Origin of the sequence: Ruminococcus flavefaciens ND2009 (genome assembly GCF_000621785.1) — a bacterium.
Lineage (GTDB): Bacteria > Bacillota > Clostridia > Oscillospirales > Ruminococcaceae > Ruminococcus > Ruminococcus flavefaciens_C.
Genome location: NZ_KK211349.1, coordinates 90,480 through 109,433 on the forward strand (window position 1 = coordinate 90,480; position 18,954 = coordinate 109,433).

General features: G+C 51.3%; 17 protein-coding genes. 3 read left to right on the forward strand and 14 right to left on the reverse strand.

The window, feature by feature from the left end; translation table 11 throughout:
* Positions 1–166 precede the first annotated feature (166 nt).
* From T488_RS18275 to T488_RS0115350, 10 genes are all read right to left on the reverse strand, one after another.
* On the reverse strand, positions 167–637 hold the full coding sequence (locus T488_RS18275) for a DUF2726 domain-containing protein (RefSeq protein WP_051536517.1): 471 nt from the start codon (positions 635–637) through the stop codon (positions 167–169).
* Between the two features lie 66 nt (positions 638–703).
* A complete protein-coding gene (locus T488_RS0115310) occupies positions 704–1,939 on the reverse strand; it encodes a phenylacetate--CoA ligase family protein (RefSeq protein ID WP_028521566.1) in 1,236 nt (411 codons plus the stop codon).
* Between the two features lie 125 nt (positions 1,940–2,064).
* Positions 2,065–2,637: an indolepyruvate oxidoreductase subunit beta gene (locus tag T488_RS0115315; protein ID WP_028521567.1), complete on the reverse strand. Its 573-nt coding sequence runs from the start codon at positions 2,635–2,637 to the stop codon at positions 2,065–2,067.
* The gene (iorA, locus tag T488_RS0115320) at positions 2,627–4,444 is read right to left on the reverse strand and encodes an indolepyruvate ferredoxin oxidoreductase subunit alpha (protein ID WP_028521568.1); all 1,818 of its coding nucleotides are present in this window, start codon (positions 4,442–4,444) and stop codon (positions 2,627–2,629) included. The genes T488_RS0115315 and iorA overlap by 11 nt, the downstream gene beginning before the upstream one ends.
* A gap of 134 nt (positions 4,445–4,578) precedes the next feature.
* The gene (locus T488_RS0115325; protein ID WP_028521569.1) at positions 4,579–5,505 is read right to left on the reverse strand and encodes a hypothetical protein; all 927 of its coding nucleotides are present in this window, start codon (positions 5,503–5,505) and stop codon (positions 4,579–4,581) included.
* Positions 5,506–5,517: 12 nt separating this feature from the next.
* On the reverse strand, positions 5,518–6,003 hold the full coding sequence (locus T488_RS0115330; RefSeq protein ID WP_028521570.1) for a hypothetical protein: 486 nt from the start codon (positions 6,001–6,003) through the stop codon (positions 5,518–5,520).
* Position 6,004: 1 nt separating this feature from the next.
* A complete protein-coding gene (locus T488_RS0115335) occupies positions 6,005–6,469 on the reverse strand; it encodes a lipocalin family protein (protein ID WP_028521571.1) in 465 nt (154 codons plus the stop codon).
* An 87-nt stretch (positions 6,470–6,556) separates the two neighbouring features.
* Entirely contained in the window at positions 6,557–7,198 is a 642-nt protein-coding gene (locus T488_RS0115340) for a CDP-alcohol phosphatidyltransferase family protein (RefSeq protein ID WP_028521572.1), read from the reverse strand.
* A gap of 121 nt (positions 7,199–7,319) precedes the next feature.
* Complete coding sequence (gene ppk1, locus T488_RS18280; RefSeq protein ID WP_082320560.1) at positions 7,320–9,527, reverse strand: polyphosphate kinase 1; 2,208 nt, start codon at positions 9,525–9,527, stop codon at positions 7,320–7,322.
* Positions 9,528–9,546: 19 nt separating this feature from the next.
* The gene (locus tag T488_RS0115350) at positions 9,547–10,569 is read right to left on the reverse strand and encodes a uridine kinase family protein (protein ID WP_242838368.1); all 1,023 of its coding nucleotides are present in this window, start codon (positions 10,567–10,569) and stop codon (positions 9,547–9,549) included.
* A gap of 425 nt (positions 10,570–10,994) precedes the next feature.
* On the opposite strand from T488_RS0115350, the gene T488_RS0115355 reads away from it, so the two are divergent.
* The 3 genes from T488_RS0115355 (at position 10,995) to T488_RS0115365 (ending at position 14,080) form a co-directional block, all read left to right on the forward strand.
* On the forward strand, positions 10,995–11,375 hold the full coding sequence (locus T488_RS0115355) for a hypothetical protein (RefSeq protein WP_028521574.1): 381 nt from the start codon (positions 10,995–10,997) through the stop codon (positions 11,373–11,375).
* 155 nt (positions 11,376–11,530) lie between these two features.
* Entirely contained in the window at positions 11,531–13,471 is a 1,941-nt protein-coding gene (thrS, locus tag T488_RS0115360) for a threonine--tRNA ligase (RefSeq protein WP_028521575.1), read from the forward strand.
* An 84-nt stretch (positions 13,472–13,555) separates the two neighbouring features.
* Positions 13,556–14,080, forward strand: coding sequence for a hypothetical protein (locus tag T488_RS0115365; RefSeq protein WP_028521576.1), 525 nt, complete (start codon positions 13,556–13,558; stop codon positions 14,078–14,080).
* Between the two features lie 67 nt (positions 14,081–14,147).
* Here T488_RS0115365 and T488_RS0115370 read toward each other — a convergent pair whose 3' ends face one another.
* The 4 genes from T488_RS0115370 to T488_RS0115385 form a co-directional block, all read right to left on the reverse strand.
* Entirely contained in the window at positions 14,148–15,554 is a 1,407-nt protein-coding gene (locus T488_RS0115370; RefSeq protein WP_028521577.1) for a glycine--tRNA ligase, read from the reverse strand.
* A gap of 238 nt (positions 15,555–15,792) precedes the next feature.
* Positions 15,793–15,975: a hypothetical protein gene (locus T488_RS0115375; protein WP_028521578.1), complete on the reverse strand. Its 183-nt coding sequence runs from the start codon at positions 15,973–15,975 to the stop codon at positions 15,793–15,795.
* A gap of 15 nt (positions 15,976–15,990) precedes the next feature.
* Positions 15,991–16,971 carry a glycosyltransferase family 2 protein gene (locus T488_RS0115380; protein WP_028521579.1) on the reverse strand — a complete coding sequence of 327 codons (981 nt, stop codon included), beginning with the start codon at positions 16,969–16,971 and terminating at the stop codon, positions 15,991–15,993.
* A gap of 73 nt (positions 16,972–17,044) precedes the next feature.
* Positions 17,045–18,931, reverse strand: a complete 1,887-nt coding sequence (locus tag T488_RS0115385) for a glycoside hydrolase family 13 protein (RefSeq protein ID WP_028521580.1) — start codon at positions 18,929–18,931, stop codon at positions 17,045–17,047.
* Positions 18,932–18,954: the final 23 nt, after the last annotated feature.

Genomic DNA, 18,954 nt, shown 5'->3' on the forward strand with positions numbered 1-18,954 from the left:
CTTGATAATATATGCCTTTTTATTATATTTAAGGCGCCCTGTCCTGATAAAAATCAGCCAAAAGTCTTTGGAAAAGGGGTTCGGGGAAAGAACCTTTCCTCAGAAAGGTTTTTCCCCGATAGTTTCGTATAAATTTCTATATAAGCATCACAGTAGCCATGCTTTTTTATTTAAGGTATTCCTCGATAACGTCAAGGTCGCCGTAGGTTCGGAGCAGGGTGTAGCCCGTATTCTCCAGCACGGCGTTGACGAAATCGTCTCTCTCCACGCGGTCAGCACGGGCATGGGAGGTGTCGTCCAGCTCTATGAGCGCCACGATGCAGGTCTCATCGTCGGCAAGGGCAAAGTCGATATGCTTCGCTTTTATCTTGTTGAAGCACTCCATCCAGTAGGGGTTCTCCTCCTTGGGCTTGGGCTCGATAAGGTCCGCAAGCCTGACCTTGGTGTAGATATTCAGCCCGTACTGATCCGCAATGGGCTTGAGACGGGTGTAGAACTCATACTCCCTGTCGGTGAGGATGGTCTTTGCATTGTAGAGCTTGGTAATATCGGGCTTGTGAAGCCTCTTGTACAGCCATACCGCAAAGGCGATAACGGCTGTTATAAATATAAGCGCGAGAAGTTCGTTTGCATTCATTTCCTTTATTTGTTCCCGTGGAAGTATTGATAAGGGCGCTGTGGTGAGCGCCCTTAAAATGTGTTATCAGTCAAATCTCTCGTCGATGACTCTTGCGGTCTTCTTCATGCTTCTGGGCAGGACTCCCACCTCTACTACCTTTACGATAGGAGTGAAGCCTATCCTGCTCTTTACCTTTTCGGCTATCCTCTTGCTCAGCGACTCAAAGTCCACATCGCCTGTGGACTCGACGTAGATACGCATAGTATCCTTGCCGTCAAGGTGAGAGATACGGATCTGGTATTCGCTGTTTATCTCGTTGAAGTTTGCAAGAACTTCCTCTATCTGGCTGGGGAATACGTTTACGCCCTTGATCTTCATCATGTCGTCGGTACGTCCCATGATAGTGTCAAGACGGGGATAGCAGCGTCCGCACTTGCACTTGCCGGGGATTATCCTTGAAAGGTCATGTGTTCTGTAACGGATAAGGGGAGCGCCCTCCTTGACGAGAGTTGTGATTACGATCTCGCCCATTTCTCCGTCGGGAACGGGCTCGCCTGTCTTGGGGTCGATGATCTCTATGTAGAGGAAGTCGTCCCAGTAGTGCATACCCTCGTTGTATTCGCAGTTTATACCGATACCGGGGCCGTATATCTCGGTAAGTCCGTAGATGTCGTAAAGCTCGATACCGAGAGACTCGGAGATGTGCTTGCGCATCTTGTCGCTCCATCTCTCAGAGCCGATAACGCCCTTCTTGAGGTGGATATTTTTCTTTATTCCGCGCTTTTCTATCTCCTCTGCAAGAAGAAGTGCATATGAAGATGTTGAGCAGAGCACAGTGCTCTTCATATCCTGCATCATCTGGAGCTGCTTGTCGGTATTTCCGGGACCCATGGGTATTACCATTGCACCCAGCTTCTCGGCACCGTTCTGGAAGCCGATACCTGCGGTCCAGAGGCCGTAGCCGGGGGTTATCTGGATACGGTCCATGTTGGTTATGCCTGCTGTCTCGTAGCAGCGCTTGAACATGATAGCCCAGTCGTCAACGTCCTTGGCTGTATAGGGGATAATTACGGGAGTACCTGTAGTTCCCGATGATGAATGTATGCGGACTATCTCCTCCTCGGGAGCGGTCATGAGTCCGAGAGGATAAGCGTCACGGAGGTCCTTCTTCTCGGAGAATGGCAGCTTTGTGAAGTCCTCGGGAGTTTCAACGTGGGTGATACCTGCCTCTGCAAGCTTTTTTCCATAGAAGCTGCCTGCCTCAACGAGAGCGCGTATGCGGTCGTTGACCAGGTCCAGCTGCTGCTGTGATATCTGCATTTTAATTCTTTCCTTTCAATTAATTCGTAATTAACGATATTGTAGGGGAGCCCGCCCTTGGGCTCCCGATACACATTTTTATGTCCGTTTCGGGAGGGCGCCCTCCCCTACAAAGTCAATTTTAATTATCCATTATAGCGGAGCGCTTTGCTGTTGAGCTCGATGAACTGCGGTTTAACTGTCTTTTTCATGGTGTCTTCAATATCGTCTACAGAGAAGGGCAGTACGCCGTTGCGGACGGCTGCACCCAGCATTACCATGTTCAGCACCTTAGGGGAGCCTATCTCCTCGATAGCCTTATTTCCGTCAACGAGGACAACGTTCTTCACGTTGCGCTGAAGGTAATCCAGCATCTCGTTTCCTGTGTAGTCAGAGCCGCTGAGAGTAGCGGTTACGGGCATTATGGGGTGGGTATTGACTACCACCTGACCGCCGTCCTTCAGATAGGGCAGCATACGGACAGCCTCGGCAGGCTCAAAGCCTATGATTATATCCGCAGTCTTTTCGGGGAACATTGGGCAGTAGATGTCATCACCCAGTCTCAGGAAGCTGAAAACGCTTCCGCCCTTCTGAGCCATACCGATGGTCTCGGCACTCATAACGGGTATATCATGCTCCATAGCTGTAGCGGCGATGAGCTTTGAGGTAAGGACTATTCCCTGACCTCCTACGCCGCAGATAAGGATATTACTCTGCATCTTCGCCACCTCCTATAGCACCGAAAGGACATACCTGCGAACAGAGTCCGCAGCCTGTACAAAGGGAATTCTCGATAGTTACCCTGCCGTCCCTCAGCACGATGCCGGGGCAGCCCAGGGTCTTTATGCACTTCTTGCAGGAGGTGCACTTCTCGCTGTCGATAACAGCGGGCTTGTTGCCCTTGATGAGCACAGCACATGGTGACTTGAACACGATGGCTTTGACGCCCTTTTCTGCGGAAACACGCTTTACCGTGTCGATAGCCTTATTGAGCTCAAGGGGATCAACGGTCTCTACGGTCTTTACGCCCACGCCCTTCAGGACCTCCTGAATGCTGACCTTTTCAACGACCTCGCCCATCATGGTGCGGCCTGTGCCGGGGTGAGGCTGATGGCCTGTCATGGCGGTGGTGGAGTTGTCAAGAACTACCAGTGTCATATCAGCCTGATTGTATACAGCGTTCACAGCGCCTGTGATAGCGGAGGCGAAGAATGTGGAGTCGCCCACGAAAGCGAAGCAGTTTGTGTCGGGCTCTATCTTGCCGATACCCTGGGTGATGTTCACGCCTGCGCCCATGCAGAGACAGGTGTCCACCATGTCAAGGGGCATGGCGTTTCCGAGGGTGTAGCAGCCGATGTCGCCGCAGAATACGGACTTCTTGCCCTTCATTGCTTCCTTTACAGCGAAGAATGAAGCTCTGTGAGGACAGCCTGCGCAGAGGACGGGAGGTCTGACGGGAAGTGCGGGGGGAGTCTCAGCCTCAATGGCAGCAGGCTTCTCCCAGCCCATGAATTCCGCGATATTTGCAGCAACGGTAGCGCAGGTGTTCTCGCCTGCGGTCTTTACATTATGTGTAAGCTTGCCCAGTATCTTTGTGGGAAGGTGGTACTTTCCGCAGATATAGGTAAGCTCTCTCTCGATGATGGGGTCAAGCTCCTCGATACAGAGCACCTCGTCCAGTCCCTCAAGGAACTTTACGGCAGCCTGCTCGGGGAAGGGGAAGGGAGTGGACACCTTGAATATTCTGGGAGCGCTCTTTCCGCGGAGTGCCTCCATAGTGTAGGTGTAGCTTATGCCGTGGGTAGCTATACCCCTGCGGCAGCCCTTGTCGCCTGCCTCTGTGATGATATTTCTCTCATATTCGGAGAAAACCTTTGAAAGCTCAACATTGCGCTCCTCAATGTGGATATGAGCGTTGTAGGAAAGACGGGGGAAAATTACCCATTTTGAGGAGTCCTTGATGAAGCCCTCGGGCTTGTTTACCTTGTACTCCTCCTTGTCCTTGACCTCAATGGAAGCGTAGCCGTGACAGACTCTTGTAGTAGGTCTGAAAAGCACGGGTGTGTGGTATTTCTCGGAATATTCAAATGCCTCCTGTATCATGTCATAGGCTTCCTGAACAGAGGAAGGGTCAAAGCAGGGAAGCTTTGAGAATGAGGCGAAATGTCTTGTATCCTGTTCTGTCTGTGATGAAATGGGACCCGGGTCATCGGCGACCAGTATCACCATGCCGCCCTTGACGCCGATATAAGCAAGGCTCATAAGGGGGTCGGAAGCCACGTTGAGACCCACCTGCTTCATGGTGACCATTGAACGTGCTCCGCTGTAGGCAGCGCCTGCGCCCAGCTCCATAGCGGCTTTTTCATTTACCGACCACTCGACGTATATAGAGCCGTCGTTGGTCTTTGCGGTAGTTTCCAGCACCTCCGTGGAGGGAGTGCCCGGGTAGCCTGCCACAAGGTTCAGACCTGCCGCAATAGCGCCGCGTGCTATGGCAGCATTACCCATTAAGAATTCCTTATGCATAGTATCTCTCCTTTATTATTTCAAAAAAGTCCATACTTATTTCAATTATACCATTTATGGAGCATAAAGTCAAATCAGAGGAGCTGCTCCTTCACTGTGCAAAAAAAGGACTGCCACTGGCAGTCCTTTGGGTATCAGGTAGTTTCCTCCGTCTCCTCGGGATTGAGGATAGCGTCATCGTCGGGAGCTGAGGCCGCAGCGGCAGAGAAGTCATAATCGGAGAATTCCTCAACGCTGTGGAGCTTTATGACAAGTCCCGTTTCGCTGTCAAGAGTGAGTATGCCGTCATTGAGGGTGATAGCGAAGCCCTCATAGTCGTTCCACATATAAAGCTCGTTCTTCTTCTGAGCCTCCCACTGATAATCCAGGGGCTCGCCGAAAATGGACAGGACAGCGGAATTATCGTCATTGAGTTCAAATCTGAATGCCACATTTACGGGATAATCGCCCATAGTCTCGGTATAGGTCTCACCGTAGGAGGTGACCTCCTCCGACTCCCATTTGCCGAAATATGCGCTGTAATCCACCTTGTCCAGACCAGCCTCGGTTGTGGACTGTGACTCGCTGAATTTATCCACGGAGAACAGGAATATCTCTGTTCCGTCGTCGTAATCGGCGTATCTCACTATCATCTGTCCCTGCTCGATCCTGCAATCGTACCTGTCATCGGGACTTACGACGTGGAGGACGTCATTTCCCTCCATAGAGGTGATGTTCCACTTGTAGTAATCGCTGGTGCGCTCCTTGCCGCGGGGGTTGAGAGCGGTGGTGATATGGGCGGTATTGTCCTCGAATATCTCCAGCTTCATGACAGCGCTGAGGGGATAGCCCGAGTAGTCTGTCTCGTAATCCACGCCCCCCACGGTAGCCTTGTAGGACTCCCATTTACCGAGGAATTTCCTTACGTCATTGGTAACCGTGGTATTTTCTGAGGAAGCCTCCGCTGTGGAGGACTCGGTGGTGGTGCTGCTCTGAGAGGTCTTTCCTGTTTTGTTGCTGCAGCCGCATATACAGCCTGCCATGAGAACAGCTGCTGCACAAAAGCAAATCAGTTTTTTCATAATGATCTCCTGTTAGTTGGAAATGCCGAAATTCTGGATAACTCCCGCAGCTGCGTTGAGGGCATCGGGGTCTATCTCTGTGAATTCATCGACTTTGCTGATATTGATGTATGAGCCTTCTTCTTCGATCACGAGTTTTCCGTCGCGATAGGTAAGATCCATGATGTTATCGGGATTTTTGTCGGTGAGGTCGGAGACTCTTATCTCGATGACGTTGTCCTCGGTCTCCTTCCAGGTTATGTCCAGGTTTTCGTTGGCGTTCTGGATCACTTTGTTATTTACCGCAGATCTCCATTCCACCTTGCCGTCCTTCTTTATCTCAAAGCTGAACAGTGCCGACAGGGGGACGCCCATCATATCCTTGTAGCTGGTGCCGTCCATCATCATCTCGGTGGCTTCCCATTTACCGATATACTTGGGGTCTCTTTTGGCTCCGCAGCCTATGACGCAGCACATGAGGATAAATGCAGCGGCGGCGAGAGAAATAATCCTTTTCATATCAGTTCTCCTTATCATCCTTGTCTTTTTCGGGGGACTTTGTCTTTGAGATGCAGGTCTCGCGGACGCCCTCGTCAGTATCCTCCGTCAGGGTCAGCACTTCATTGCTGAGCTCATAGGGGGCAGTGGTCTCATCGGTCTCCACATAGGTAATGGTGATACCGCCGCTTTCGGTGATATGCCAGGTTATCTGGTGGAGCCCGCCCTCCTTGTCGTAGAAGGTGCCGTTTCCGTTGTCGGTGAAGGTGAATTTATCGCGGACGAAGTCACAGGGCTCGCCGTTTATGGTGGAGGAAGTGGTCTCCCAGTCTCCTTCCATTTCCTTTGAGACGTCCTCGGCTGTTCTGTTGCTGTGCATTTTCAGCGTAGCCGAGACGTTGTCCGTTGAGACTGTGCGGCTGCCGCAGGAAACGGCACAGCACAGCAATGCTGCCGCAGCTGCGGCGAAGCGCATTATCCTTTTCATATTTTAGCTCCTTGAACTGCGCCGGGGCGCTGAGTAAAAACTATCCTAATCCGAAAGGGCTGCCGCAGCCCGCAGCAGCCCTCATGTTCATCTTGTCTTGGTCTTATAGAGCATCCATACCAGTTCACCCACGCCCACTCCGATAAAGCAGAGCATGGTCTTCATACTGGGCTTCTTGACCTTGAAGCGGGTGATGAATGCGAGGGCGATGAGCAGGAGAGCGCCGCCGTATACCTCGGGGAACCATTCACCTATATCCTTGTGGAAGCTGTAAAGCAGGGGCAGTATCAGTGCCACGCTGGTAACGGGAAGTCCCTCATAGACCTTGCGGTTCTCGGCAGTTTTCTTCTGCCTTTCCTCCTCAGCCACGTTGAAGTAGGCGAGCCTTATTACGGCACAGAGGGGAAAGAGCACCAGTATAGGCAGGTCTATCCAGTCTCTCATGCCTACGGAATAGCCGATTACCACGGGGAGGACGCCGAAGCAGATGGCGTCGCAGAGGGAATCTATCTGTATACCGAATTTCTTTTCGCATTCGGTGCGGTCTTTCTTTGTACGGGCGACCTTTCCGTCGAACATATCGCACAGTCCCGAAACCATAAGGCATATTATGGCATATTCGGGGTGACGTTCCATACCGCCGAAGCCTGCCGCGAAGAACATACCTATCACAGATGAGATGAGACTCATATATGTAAGAATAACCGTATAGTTATAATATCCAATCATTATCCAAACCTCAAATAAAACTTATTGCCGCTTTATACCATTTAATACAGGTATAACAGATATTATATCATAAATCGGGCAAAGTTTCAAGTGTTTTATTGCTTTTTCGCATATAAATGACTTATGAGGACTTTTTCTTCCTTCCGCGCTTTGCCGCAGGTTTGGCGGGCTTTTCCGCAGAGGTCTTTGCCGAAGTCTTTTTTGCCGCTGTACGGGGCTTCTTTGCAGCCGCCTTCTTCTTTGCGGCACCCTTTTCGCGGTTCACGCGGAGCTGCTCCTGCCTTGCGGTCTTGTCCTCAAGGCGTCTGTAAGCCTCGTCATAGAAGTACTCCTGCGAATTGAGGGGAGTATCAGCGTTCCTGCGCTCGCGGATATATCTGCCGTCGCTGAGCATTATCCTTGCCTTGACGTTATCCCGCATAAGTACGCGGAACATCTCGCGGATACGTCTTCTGAGGCGTTCGTCCTCTATGGGTGCAGCCACCTCTACTCTGCGTATGGTATTCCTGCTCATATAGTCGGCTGAGCCTATGTATATCTTCTGGTCGGGACCGTCCTCGCCGAAAATGAATATACGGCTGTGCTCAAGGAAGCGTCCCACGATACTGCGGACGGTGATATTCTCGGTATAGCCCTGCACTCCTGCGATAAGGCAGCAGAGTCCGCGGACTACCAGCTCTATCTTTACGCCTGCCTGAGAAGCCTCCACCAGCTTGTCGATGATGACGGGGTCGTTGAGGGAGTTCACCTTTGCGGCGATATAGCCCTTTCCGCCGTTCTTAGCCAGCTCTATCTGTCCGTCCATGAGTTCCAGCACCTGAGGCCTGAGGGCAAGGGGAGACACAAGGAGCTTGTTGGTCTGCTCCACAAATGTGCCGTTGAGGAGACCTGAGAAAACAGCCTCTGCGTCGGCAGCAATGTCCCTGTCGGCAGTGAGGAGCATGAGGTCGGTGTAGAGCGCGGCGGTCTTTTCGTTATAGTTGCCCGTGCCTATCTGTGTCACGTAGTCGAAGCCGCCGCCCTGAGCCTTTCTGGTGATGAGCAGGAGCTTTGAGTGAGCCTTGAAGTCCCTGGGACCGTAGATGACCTTGACTCCTGCCTCCTGAAGCTGCTTTGACCATTCGATATTGTTCTCCTCGTCGAACCTTGCGCGGAGCTCTATCATGACCAGCACCTCCTTGCCCTGCTCGGCGGCAGTGCAGAGAGCGTCGATGACCTTGCTGTTCCTTGCAAGACGGTAGAGGGTTATCTTTATGGAAGTGACTTTGGGATCGTTGGCGGACTCCTGAAGGAGCCTTATGAATGACAGGTTTATGGACTCAAAGGGGAAGCTGAGCAGCATATCCTTTGACTTTACCTGTGAGAAAACGGGTCTTGTGTCAGAGAGAGCCGCAGGCTTTCTGGGCGTCCTGGGGACGTAGTGGAGCTTCGGGTCCTCGTCGTATTCCTGCAAAGTATAGAGGTAGGAAAGGTCCAGAGGGATACGTGAGGTAAAAACGTTGACGTTCTTCAGCTTCAGCTTCTTGCAGAGATAGTCCAGTGCAGTGCGGTTGAAGACGTCGGATATTTCAAGGCGCACGGGTGCCAGTTTCTGGCGCTTGTCAACGAGCTCCTCCATGCGCTGGCGGAACTCGGGTCCCCTGCCCGATACCATAATATCGGCGCTTCTGGTGACTCTGATGAGAGCGCGGTCCATGACCTTGTAGTTCTTGAACATCAGGTGCGCGAAGCGGAGGATGACCTCCTCCTCCAGTATGAACCTCTTGCCGTCCCTGCCCAGGTGGATTATCCTCTCGGAGCGGCTTGTTGAGGCAGGGATAACGCCTATGGATACGCCCTTCTTGGCGCCCAGCTGCACAACTGCGTAGATGTACTTGTTCTTGAGGAAGGGGAAGGGCAGTGCGTCATTGACTACGATTCCCGATATGAAGGGCTTCAGCTCGCGCTTGAAATAGAGCTCCAGGAAGGTCTGCTCCTCCTTGGTCGCCTTGTCAAAGGTAACGTGCTCAAAGCCGTAGGGAGCCAGCTCCTTCATAGTGCTGCGGAGAGCCTCCTCCACAGAGGGCTGGAGCCTGCGGACAGCGGTGAAGATGGCATCGAGCTGCTGGGCAGCGTTCATGCCCGAGAATTTATCCTTTTTCTTGCCCTCGCTCTTGGCTTTGTCTGTGACAGAGCCCACGCGGACCATGAAGAATTCGTCCAGATTGCTCTGGTATATAGCAGAGAATGAGAGCCGCTCAAGCAGCGGAGTATCGGGGTCTGTTGCCTCCTCCAGTACTCTTTTGTTGAATTTGAGCCATGACAGCTCTCTGTTTTCGAGATATTCCATATATAGTCTCCCTTATGTATCAGTATTTGAACTGTCCGTTGCCTATGAATTCGCAGATGAGCGAGTCGGGGGAAATGTCCTTCTTGCTCAGGGGAGTCAGCTGCTCCAGAACCTTTACTGACTCGGCTATCTCGGGAACGTCCATCATCTCCTCAAGCTGGGTGAGCAGGTCGTTCCTGTAGGCGGAGAGCTCATAAGCCATGAAGGTGTCCACATCGTAGTCCGAGCGGTACTTGTAGGGCATGATGTACTTGTTTTCCCCTGCCTCAACGCTGTGGAACATATTCATGGTCTCGCGGAGAGAGCGCTTGCGGAAGTTCTTGTCCCTTATCATGCGGCGCATAAGACGAACCCTTGATGGGTGGAGAAGTATGCCGTCACCGGATATTCTGGTGCGGACGCTGACGTAAATCTTGCTTATCATGGTGTCGGGAACGGTTATTACCGACGGGTTGAGGGCGTGAATGCCTTCAAAAATAACTATCTCGCCCTTGCTGCGCTTGAATTTCTTGCCCGAGCCTGTGCGTGTAGAGGTCTTGAAGTTGTACTTGGGAAGCTCTATCTCGCGGCAGGCGCTTATGGCTTCTATCTGCTGGTTGAGGAGCTGGCTGTCCACGCGGAGGGGAGACTCAAGGTCCATCTTGCCCTCAGCGGCGAGTGCCTTCTCAGCCTCTGTCAGCGGACAGAACCAGTTGTCCATGGAGAGGGTGTGGGTCTGGAGCCCTCTATCGTCCAGGAGCTTTTCTATCATCATAGCCGTTGTGGTCTTGCCGGAGCCCGAGGGTCCCGACAGCAGCACAACAGGCTTCTCATTGCGGTTTTCAGCTATATCGTCGGCTATCTTGCTGAGCTTGTAGATGTAGTCCTCATTTATAGTCCTGACGTATTCCTTAGGGTCTTTCTCTATCCCCTGATTTATTCTTGCTATTTCGATGTTCATGTATATCTCCTTATGGTTTATTGTTCCGGGGAGCCGTTTTCCGCCTGCCTGCGCAGTCCCCCTCAGTTCAGGATACTCCTCGGACATTATACTTATTAACATTATACCACATTTTTTGAATTATTTCAACCCGTTATTTTGTGGTTTTTAACGTGAGTTTCAACAGAATGTTTAATTCGTTGCGGAAAACTGCGGAAAAACTTGGATTTCACACTTTTTCCTCTTGACAAATAGTAAAATCTGTGCTAAGATAAGTGTACAATATCCCGCAAAACGTCGATGAGGAAGGCTTTTCCCCAGCCGTTTCAGAGAGCAGCCGTTCGGTGCAAGGCTGCACGGCAAAGGATATACAGCACACCGCCTCTGAGTGCGCCCAATAAGCGTCGGGAGCTCCCGTTACAGAGCACTTGAGATACGGAGAAGGCTCCGTGTGAATCAGGGTGGAACCACGGTAGACTATCGTCCCTTGTGCCTAATTACAGGCGTAAGGGGCTTTTTTGTTATTCTGTCTTCGGGGAGGTGATGATGTGAGCAATATCAGCTACAACCAGAGGGAGGAAGCCTATGAGCTGCCCTATAAGCTGTGGGACGAGATGATGACCGTCCGCTTCTATACCGACAGCGAGGAGACTATCATCGCCAACCTCTCGGATATAGCCAAAAAGCTGGCAAGACTGGACGGCGGCAGAAGCACCATAGCAGCAATGCTTATCGACGACGGCTTCTATGAGGGCGGAAACGCCGAGGCTCTCGCAAAGCTGCTGAAGCTGAGGAACGTCTATGTGGATATAGACGAGGAGGAGACTGTTGTCTGCTTCGAGACAGGCACCGATGACGGCTATATGGAGAATTACGTCCATGTGGAGCTCTTCGGCGAGCTGTTTGAGATATCGGGCTGGGCGGAATGAATTTGAATACCGCGGTGTATGGCAATACATTGAGGATAATCCCGCAACCCGGGAAAACGATGGATTATTTTGTAAGGAATAATTCATCATAAAAAGCTGCAACAATTATGCATCAAGCATTATGAATTATGAATCAATAAAAAGGAGAGATCGACATGATCAATTTAACACTTCCCGACGGCAGTGTCCGTCAGATCGAGGCTGCACAGTCAGCTGCTGAGATAATCAAGGGTATCGGCATGGGACTTTACAAGGCTGCCTGCTGCGTAAAGGTAAACGGCGAGGTAAAGGATCTCCGCACAGTCATCGACGGTGACTGCCACTTCGAGGTATGTACATTTGACAGCCTCGACGGCAAGAAGACCCTCTGGCACACAGCTTCCCATATCCTTGCACAGGCTGTAAAGAGACTTTACCCTGCTGCAAAGCTGGCTATCGGTCCTGCTATCGACAACGGCTTTTACTATGACTTTGACCTTGAGAAGCCCTTCACTCCCGAGGAGCTGGAGAAGATTGAGGCTGAGATGAAGAAGATCGTCAAGGAGGATCTTGAGCTTGAGAAGTTCGAGCTCTCTCCTGCCGAGGCTGTTGCAAAGCTGAAGGAAATGGACGAGCCCTACAAGGTAGAGCTCTGTGAGGAGCACGTTGACAAGGGCGAGCCTATCTCATTCTACAAGCAGGGTGAGTTCGTTGACCTCTGTGCAGGTCCTCACCTTATGACAACAGGTCCCGTAAAGGCATTCAAGCTCCTCTCATGCACAGGTGCTTACTGGAGAGGAAACGAGAAGAACAAGATGCTCAGCCGTGTTTACGCTATCGCATTCCCCAAGGCTTCACAGCTTGACGAATACCTCAAGATGATCGAGGAGGCTAAGCTCCGCGACCACAAGAAGCTGGGCAAGGAGCTGGCTCTGTTCATGTTCGACCACACAGCTCCCGGTATGCCCTACTGGCTCCCCAGAGGCTGGAAGCTGTTCAACGCACTTCTTGAATACTGGAGAGGCGTTCACGAGGATCACGGCTATACAGAGATCTCAGGCCCTGTTCTTTCCAAGAAGGAGCTGTGGGTGACTTCGGGTCACTGGGATCACTATCAGGACGGTATGTTCGTTATCCCTGCCGAGGAGGACAACGAGGTCTACTGCGCTAAGCCTATGAACTGCCCCAACGCTATCAAGGTTTATATGAACAGACAGCGCTCTTACAAGGAGCTTCCCCTCAAGTTCAATCAGGTTGACGTTATCCACCGTAAGGAGAAGTCAGGCGAGCTCAACGGTCTTTTCCGCGTACAGCAGTTCAGACAGGACGATGCTCATATCCTGGTAACCGAGGAGCAGATCGCTTCCGAGATCAACGATATAATGGACATCGCAACCGAGATATACAACACATTCGGTCTTGAGTACAAGGCTGAGCTCTCAACACGTCCCGAGGACTTCATGGGCGACATCAAGGTTTGGGACAAGGCTGAGGCTGACCTGAAGGCTATCCTCGAGGAGAAGTACGGTCCCGACGGATACGAGCTCAACGAGGGCGACGGCGCATTCTACGGTCCTAAGATCGACCTGAAGATGAAGGACGCTATCGGCCGTGAGTGGCAGATGGGTACTATCCAGCTCGACTTCCAGCTTCCCCTCAACTTCAAGATGAAGTACATCGCTTCCGACGGCTCGGAGAAGCAGCCTGTAATGATACACAGAGCTATATTCGGTTCATTCGAGAGATTTATCGGTATCATCACCGAGAACTTCGCAGGAGCATTCCCATTCTGGCTGTCTCCTATGCAGGTAGGTATCGTTCCTATCAGAACAGATCATAACGACTACGCCAAGAAGGTAGCCGATCTTCTCAAGAAGAACCGTATCAGAGCTGAGGTGGACTACACCGACGACAACATGAAGAACAAGATCAGACGTTTCAAGGACTACAAGGATCCCTATGTTGTCATCATCGGTGACAGCGAGGCTGAGAACGAGCAGGTCTCCATCAACATCAGAGGAAACAAGCAGCTCAAGAACGTGCCTCTTGACAAGTTCATCGAGATGTGCAGAACCATGAACGAGGAGCACTCTCTCGACATCATCGACACACTGTAAAAAAGCCTTTAGCCGTCAGCCCTTAGCCTTTAGTCTGAGGGCGGCGGCTTTTATATCAATATTATTATAAACGGAGGGATATTTATGAACGAGCTTTGCAAGATAATCAGGGAAATGGTGATCCCTAACTTTATGAACATAAGGACTTCACTGCGAACTTACGACAGAGACGCTCTCTGCTGCGGCTCTCCCTGCTGGAGGTGGGCGTATCACGCTATACATTCAGCGGACAAGTGGTTCATAAATCCCTGTGTTTACGATGAGCCGCCTTTCCATGAGGAGGGCATGGACAATCCCGATAATCCCACGACGGTAGTTCTCTCGGACGAGCAGCTTTTAGAGTATCTGGACGCTGTTGAGAAAAAGACTCTCGATTACATCGACAGTCTCACGGACGAAATGCTCTATGAATGCCCCGAAAACTGCGAGCACACGCGCATGGAGCTGGTACTGAGACAGTTCAGGCATATCTCCTTCCACACGGGAATGCTCAACGGTCAGACTGCTCTGGCTACGGGAAAATTCCCTATGTGGGTATCACAGGCTGATAAATACGTCGATGACGGTATATTCTTCGGAAGATACCGCAAGGGACAGGTAACGAAATAAAAAAAAGGGCACCTTCGGGTGCCCTTTTTATGCATAATTAAGGGGCGGCATTCTGCCGCCCCTGCAATTAGAATACCATTTTAGCTTCGAGGTAAGCTACGAGGTCATCGATAGCAACTCTCTCCTGCTGCATTGTATCACGGTCACGGACTGTTACACAGTTGTCCTTCTCAAGTGTATCGAAGTCATATGTGATGCAGAAAGGTGTACCGATCTCGTCCTGACGGCGGTATCTCTTACCGATGGTACCTGCCTCGTCGAAGTCTACCATGAACTTCTTGGAGAGCATATCGTATACTTCCTCAGCCTTGGGAGTGAGCTTCTTTACGAGGGGCAGAACAGCTGCCTTGAAGGGAGCAAGTGCGGGATGGAAGTGCATAACTGTTCTTGTTTCCTTCTTCTCGTTGCCGTTCTTGTCGGTGGAGACGATCTCCTCTTCGTCGTAAGCCTCTGTAACGATGGAGAGGAAGAGTCTCTCAACACCGAGAGAAGGCTCGATAACGTAAGGAATGTACTTCTCGTTTGTCTCGGGATCGAAGTATTCAAGTGACTTTCCGCTGGTGTTGATGTGCTGTGTCAGGTCGTAGTCGGTTCTGTCGGCAACGCCCCAGAGCTCGCCCCAGCCGAAGGGGAAGAGGTACTCGAAGTCGGTAGTAGCCTTTGAGTAGAAGCAGAGCTCCTCCTTATCGTGGTCACGGAGACGGAGGTTCTCCTCCTTGAGTCCCAGTGAGAGGAGGAAGTTCTTGCAGTAGCTTCTCCAGTAGTCGAACCACTCAAGGTCTGTGCCGGGCTTGCAGAAGAACTCAAGCTCCATCTGCTCGAACTCTCTTACACGGAAGATGAAGTTTCCGGGAGTGATCTCGTTACGGAATGACTTACCTACCTGAGCAACGCCGAAAGGCACCTTTTTACGGGTAGTTCTCTGGATATTTGCGAAGTTTACGAAGATACCCTGTGCAGTCTCGGGACGGAGATAGAGCTCAGACTTGCTGTCCTCTGTAACGCCCTGGAATGTCTTGAACATAAGGTTGAACTGACGTATATCAGTGAAGTTCTGCTTGCCGCAGTTAGGGCAGACAATGCCTTTTTCCTTGATGTAGTCCATCATCTGCTCGTTGGACCAGCCTGCTACGTTGGTGCCGTCGAAGTCCTCGATGAGGTTGTCGGCACGGTGACGGGTCTTACACTCCTTACAGTCCATGAGGGGGTCTGAGAATCCGCCGATATGTCCGGAAGCCACCCAGGTCTGGGGGTTCATGAGGATAGCGGAGTCAAGACCTACGTTGTACTTGTTCTCCTGAACGAATTTCTTCATCCATGCTCTCTTGATATTGTTTTTCAGCTCAACGCCGAGAGGACCGTAGTCCCATGTATTTGCAAGACCGCCGTAAATTTCCGAGCCGGGGTATACAAAGCCCTTGGATTTACAAAGGTCAACGATCTTATCCATTACTTTTTCATTGTTTTTAAGCATAATGAGCAACCTCGCTTTAAAATTTAATAGTCACATTATATTGTAACTCAAACGCGGGAAAAAGTCAAGACTTTTTAGCCATTGTAGGGGAGCCCGCCCCCGGGCTCCCGTCGATGCGTAATTGCAGGGCGCCCTTTCGGCGCCAGAAAGTCCCGGCACAAATAAAAAATGCAGGGGACAGCATCCCTGACGTCCCACAAAACGGGCTGTCGGGGACGCCAGCCCCTACACATTAATATCATTGGATATTGAAGAAGGTAACGCCCGATGCGAACAGGGCTGCACCTATGAGTACCGCAAAGAAAATAGCCTTTTTTATCTTGTGCTTTATCTTTATGAGTATTATCAGTACGATGATAAATAAAATTATAGCCCAGTACTGCGAGAGAAAACCGGAAAAGCTGTTGATAATAGCGTCCATATCAAATACTCCCTATCATTTTTCGTCGTTTTTATTCCCGTTATCATTCAGGAATTCCGCGATGATGTACCGCGGTCTCTGCTTGACCTCGGCGTATATCTTGCCTATGTACTCGCCGATTATGCCCAGGCAGAAAAGCTGCAAGCCGCCTATGAGCCATATGGAGCAGATCGTACTGGACCAGCCGTGCTCGGTAAAGCCGCCTATCTTTGCGATGAACGCCCATATAAAGGCAAGAATGCTGGCTACGGACATGATGAAGCCCAGAGCCGTTATGAGCTTCAGGGGCTTGGTGCTGAAGGAGGTGATGCCGTTTACGGCGAATGCCAGCATCTTTCTCAGGGGGTACTTGCTCTCGCCTGCGGCTCTCTCGTGGCGCTCGTAGTAGACCTTGCAGTTCTGGAAGCCGATAAGGGGCACCATGCCGCGGAGGAACAGGTTTACCTCCTTGAAGCCCGAAAGCTCCTGAAGGACCCTCCTGCTCATAAGGCGGAAGTCCGCATGGTTATAGACCACGTCAGCGCCCATTACCTTCATGAACTTATAGAAGGCCTCGGCAGTGGATTTTTTGAAGAATGTGTCGGTGTCACGGGCGCTTCTCACGCCGTATACCACCTGATTTCCCTCATAGTATTTCTTCACCATCTCGTCGATGGTGTTGACATCGTCCTGGAGGTCGGCGTCCATGGTTATGCACATATCGCAGAGCTCCTTGACGGTCATGAGTCCCGCAAGAACGGCGTTCTGGTGACCGCTGTTGTGGGCGAGGTCGATACCCGAGAAAAGGTTCGGCTCAGCGCTGTGGAGCTCCCTTATAATGCTCCAGGTGCTGTCAGATGAGCCGTCATTCACGAACACGATACGGCTCTCGGGGGATATGAGTTTCTGAGAGATAAGTGCAGAGTATTTGTTTTTCAGCTGTTCCGCGGTCTCGCGCAGTACCTCCTGCTCGTTGTAGCACGGAACGACCATATAAAGAATTTCCGGCTTATCCATGTTGTTTCCTTTCACGTTTTTCTCAAGTATATCACAGCATTGCCCATATGTCAATATTTTCGGCTTTACGCTGTTATTTTACGAATTTTGCCTTGATGATGGTATAGCCGTAGGGCTTTACGGTAATGGTATCGTCCATGAATTCGCCGTAGAAGGGCTGAAGGTCCTCAAAACGGGACAGTATACCGCTCATATTGCCGAGACAGACAGTGTCTCCGCTTCTGTTGACGAAGAAGATGTAGTCCAGCTTCTGACCCTGACGGGTGAAGCCGATGAGACGGCTGTCGTGGACCTCCTTTTCGTTGATGACGAAGTATATCCTTCCGTCGATGGTATTGGGAATGGACTTCCTTACGCGGCTGAGCTCGGAAACATAGGCGATAAGGTCGGTGTCCTCATGTCCCCAGGGATAGCAGCGGCGGTTGAAGGGGTCCTTGTAGCCCTGAAGTCCTGCCTCGTCGCCGTAGTATATGCTGGGAACTCCGGGGAGGAAGAACTGGAGAGCCATTGCTGCCTTGAGCAGCTCCTTGCCGTGGGCGTACTGCTCCTCCGAGAGCCATTTTTCCGCCATCCAGTCCTTGCTCTTGTCGTCACAGTTCTCGCCGCCGAGACGGTTTATGGCACGCTCGATGTCGTGGGTCGAGACGAAGTTCATGAGCACGTCGATGGTGGGCTTGGGGTAGTTCTCCACGATAGTCATGACGGAATTTATGAAGTCAATGGGCTTGCCGCCCTTCATGAAGCTGATTATAGCCTCGCGGAAGGGGTAGTTCATAACGGAGTCAAGCTGGTCGCCCAGGAGATAGCGGCGCTTTACGCCGTAGCTCTCCTTGTTGGAGGCGTCCTCCCAGACCTCTCCGATGATTATCTTGTCCTTGTCATAGCCCTTAACGCATTTTCTCAGGTTATTGAGGAACTGGTCGGGGAGCTCGTCGGCTACGTCCAGACGCCAGCCTGCGGCACCTCTGTCCATCCAGTATCGGAGTACGCCATCCTCACCGCAGATGAACTCGGTGTAGTCCTCGTTGTTCTCACATACGTTGGGGAGGGTGTCGATGCCCCACCATGCTTCGTATGTATTTGGATAATCTATGAATGAATACCAGTCATAATACTTGCTGTCCTTTGACTGGAAGGCGCCGACCTCGGGATAGCGTCCGAACTTGTTGAAGTAAACGCTGTCAGCGCCGGTATGGGAGAAAACGCCGTCCAGAATGACGGAAATGCCCATACTGTCAGCTTCTCTGCACAGCTCCTCGAACTCCTCGTTGGTGCCGAGAAGAGGGTCAGCCTTCATGTAGTCTGCGGTATTGTACCTGTGGTTCTCATGAGACTCGAAAATGGGATTGAGGTAAATGCAGGTAACTCCCAGGCTCTTGAGATAGGGGAGCTTTGACTGTATGCCTGCGAAATCGCCGCCGAAGTAGTCGTTGTTCCAGACATGACCGTTCTCGTCGGGCTTGTAGAAAGGAGTACCCTCCCAGTCCTCGCGGAGAACTCTGCCCTCGGGGATATTCTCCTTGGGCTTGCCGCTTTTGCAGAAGCGGTCGGGGAATATCTGGTACATAACGCCGCCCTTGAGGAAATCGGGGGTCTCATAGGTATTCTTGTATACTGTCAGCTGGAACATATCTCCCTGGTCCAGACCGCCCTCGTGGACGTTCACCTTCTTGATATAGTGGCGTATTCCTCCTGTGGTATAGGAGAAATAGTAGTAGTGGACATCGGTGTATCTGGCGTTGTACTCGGCTGTATAGGCTATGCAGTCCTCCTCCTCGGTGACCTCGTTCATGGTGATGAAGCGTTCCTTGAAGCCTGTTCTGAACAGCACCAGCACTGGAGAGAAGTCGGGGACTGTATCCTTGGGAAGCCTGATGGTGAAGCGGCAGGTCTCGAACTGCCTTACCGCACCGAATATTGATTTATAGCCTAAATTCCATGTATCATAGATAGGTCTCATATAAACATAACACTCCGTTATCA

What these genes read in the sequence shown, in the direction of transcription:
- T488_RS18275 (WP_051536517.1), bottom strand. Translation starts at nt 637, where the DNA reads ATGAATGCAAACGAACTTCTCGCGCTTATATTTATAACAGCCGTTATC.
- T488_RS0115310 (WP_028521566.1), bottom strand. Translation starts at nt 1,939, where the DNA reads ATGCAGATATCACAGCAGCAGCTGGACCTGGTCAACGACCGCATACGC.
- T488_RS0115315 (WP_028521567.1), bottom strand. Translation starts at nt 2,637, where the DNA reads ATGCAGAGTAATATCCTTATCTGCGGCGTAGGAGGTCAGGGAATAGTC.
- iorA (WP_028521568.1), bottom strand. Translation starts at nt 4,444, where the DNA reads ATGCATAAGGAATTCTTAATGGGTAATGCTGCCATAGCACGCGGCGCT.
- T488_RS0115325 (WP_028521569.1), bottom strand. Translation starts at nt 5,505, where the DNA reads ATGAAAAAACTGATTTGCTTTTGTGCAGCAGCTGTTCTCATGGCAGGC.
- T488_RS0115330 (WP_028521570.1), bottom strand. Translation starts at nt 6,003, where the DNA reads ATGAAAAGGATTATTTCTCTCGCCGCCGCTGCATTTATCCTCATGTGC.
- T488_RS0115335 (WP_028521571.1), bottom strand. Translation starts at nt 6,469, where the DNA reads ATGAAAAGGATAATGCGCTTCGCCGCAGCTGCGGCAGCATTGCTGTGC.
- T488_RS0115340 (WP_028521572.1), bottom strand. Translation starts at nt 7,198, where the DNA reads ATGATTGGATATTATAACTATACGGTTATTCTTACATATATGAGTCTC.
- ppk1 (WP_082320560.1), bottom strand. Translation starts at nt 9,527, where the DNA reads ATGGAATATCTCGAAAACAGAGAGCTGTCATGGCTCAAATTCAACAAA.
- T488_RS0115350 (WP_242838368.1), bottom strand. Translation starts at nt 10,569, where the DNA reads ATGTTAATAAGTATAATGTCCGAGGAGTATCCTGAACTGAGGGGGACT.
- thrS (WP_028521575.1), top strand. Translation starts at nt 11,531, where the DNA reads ATGATCAATTTAACACTTCCCGACGGCAGTGTCCGTCAGATCGAGGCT.
- T488_RS0115365 (WP_028521576.1), top strand. Translation starts at nt 13,556, where the DNA reads ATGAACGAGCTTTGCAAGATAATCAGGGAAATGGTGATCCCTAACTTT.
- T488_RS0115370 (WP_028521577.1), bottom strand. Translation starts at nt 15,554, where the DNA reads ATGCTTAAAAACAATGAAAAAGTAATGGATAAGATCGTTGACCTTTGT.
- T488_RS0115375 (WP_028521578.1), bottom strand. Translation starts at nt 15,975, where the DNA reads ATGGACGCTATTATCAACAGCTTTTCCGGTTTTCTCTCGCAGTACTGG.
- T488_RS0115380 (WP_028521579.1), bottom strand. Translation starts at nt 16,971, where the DNA reads ATGGATAAGCCGGAAATTCTTTATATGGTCGTTCCGTGCTACAACGAG.
- T488_RS0115385 (WP_028521580.1), bottom strand. Translation starts at nt 18,931, where the DNA reads ATGAGACCTATCTATGATACATGGAATTTAGGCTATAAATCAATATTC.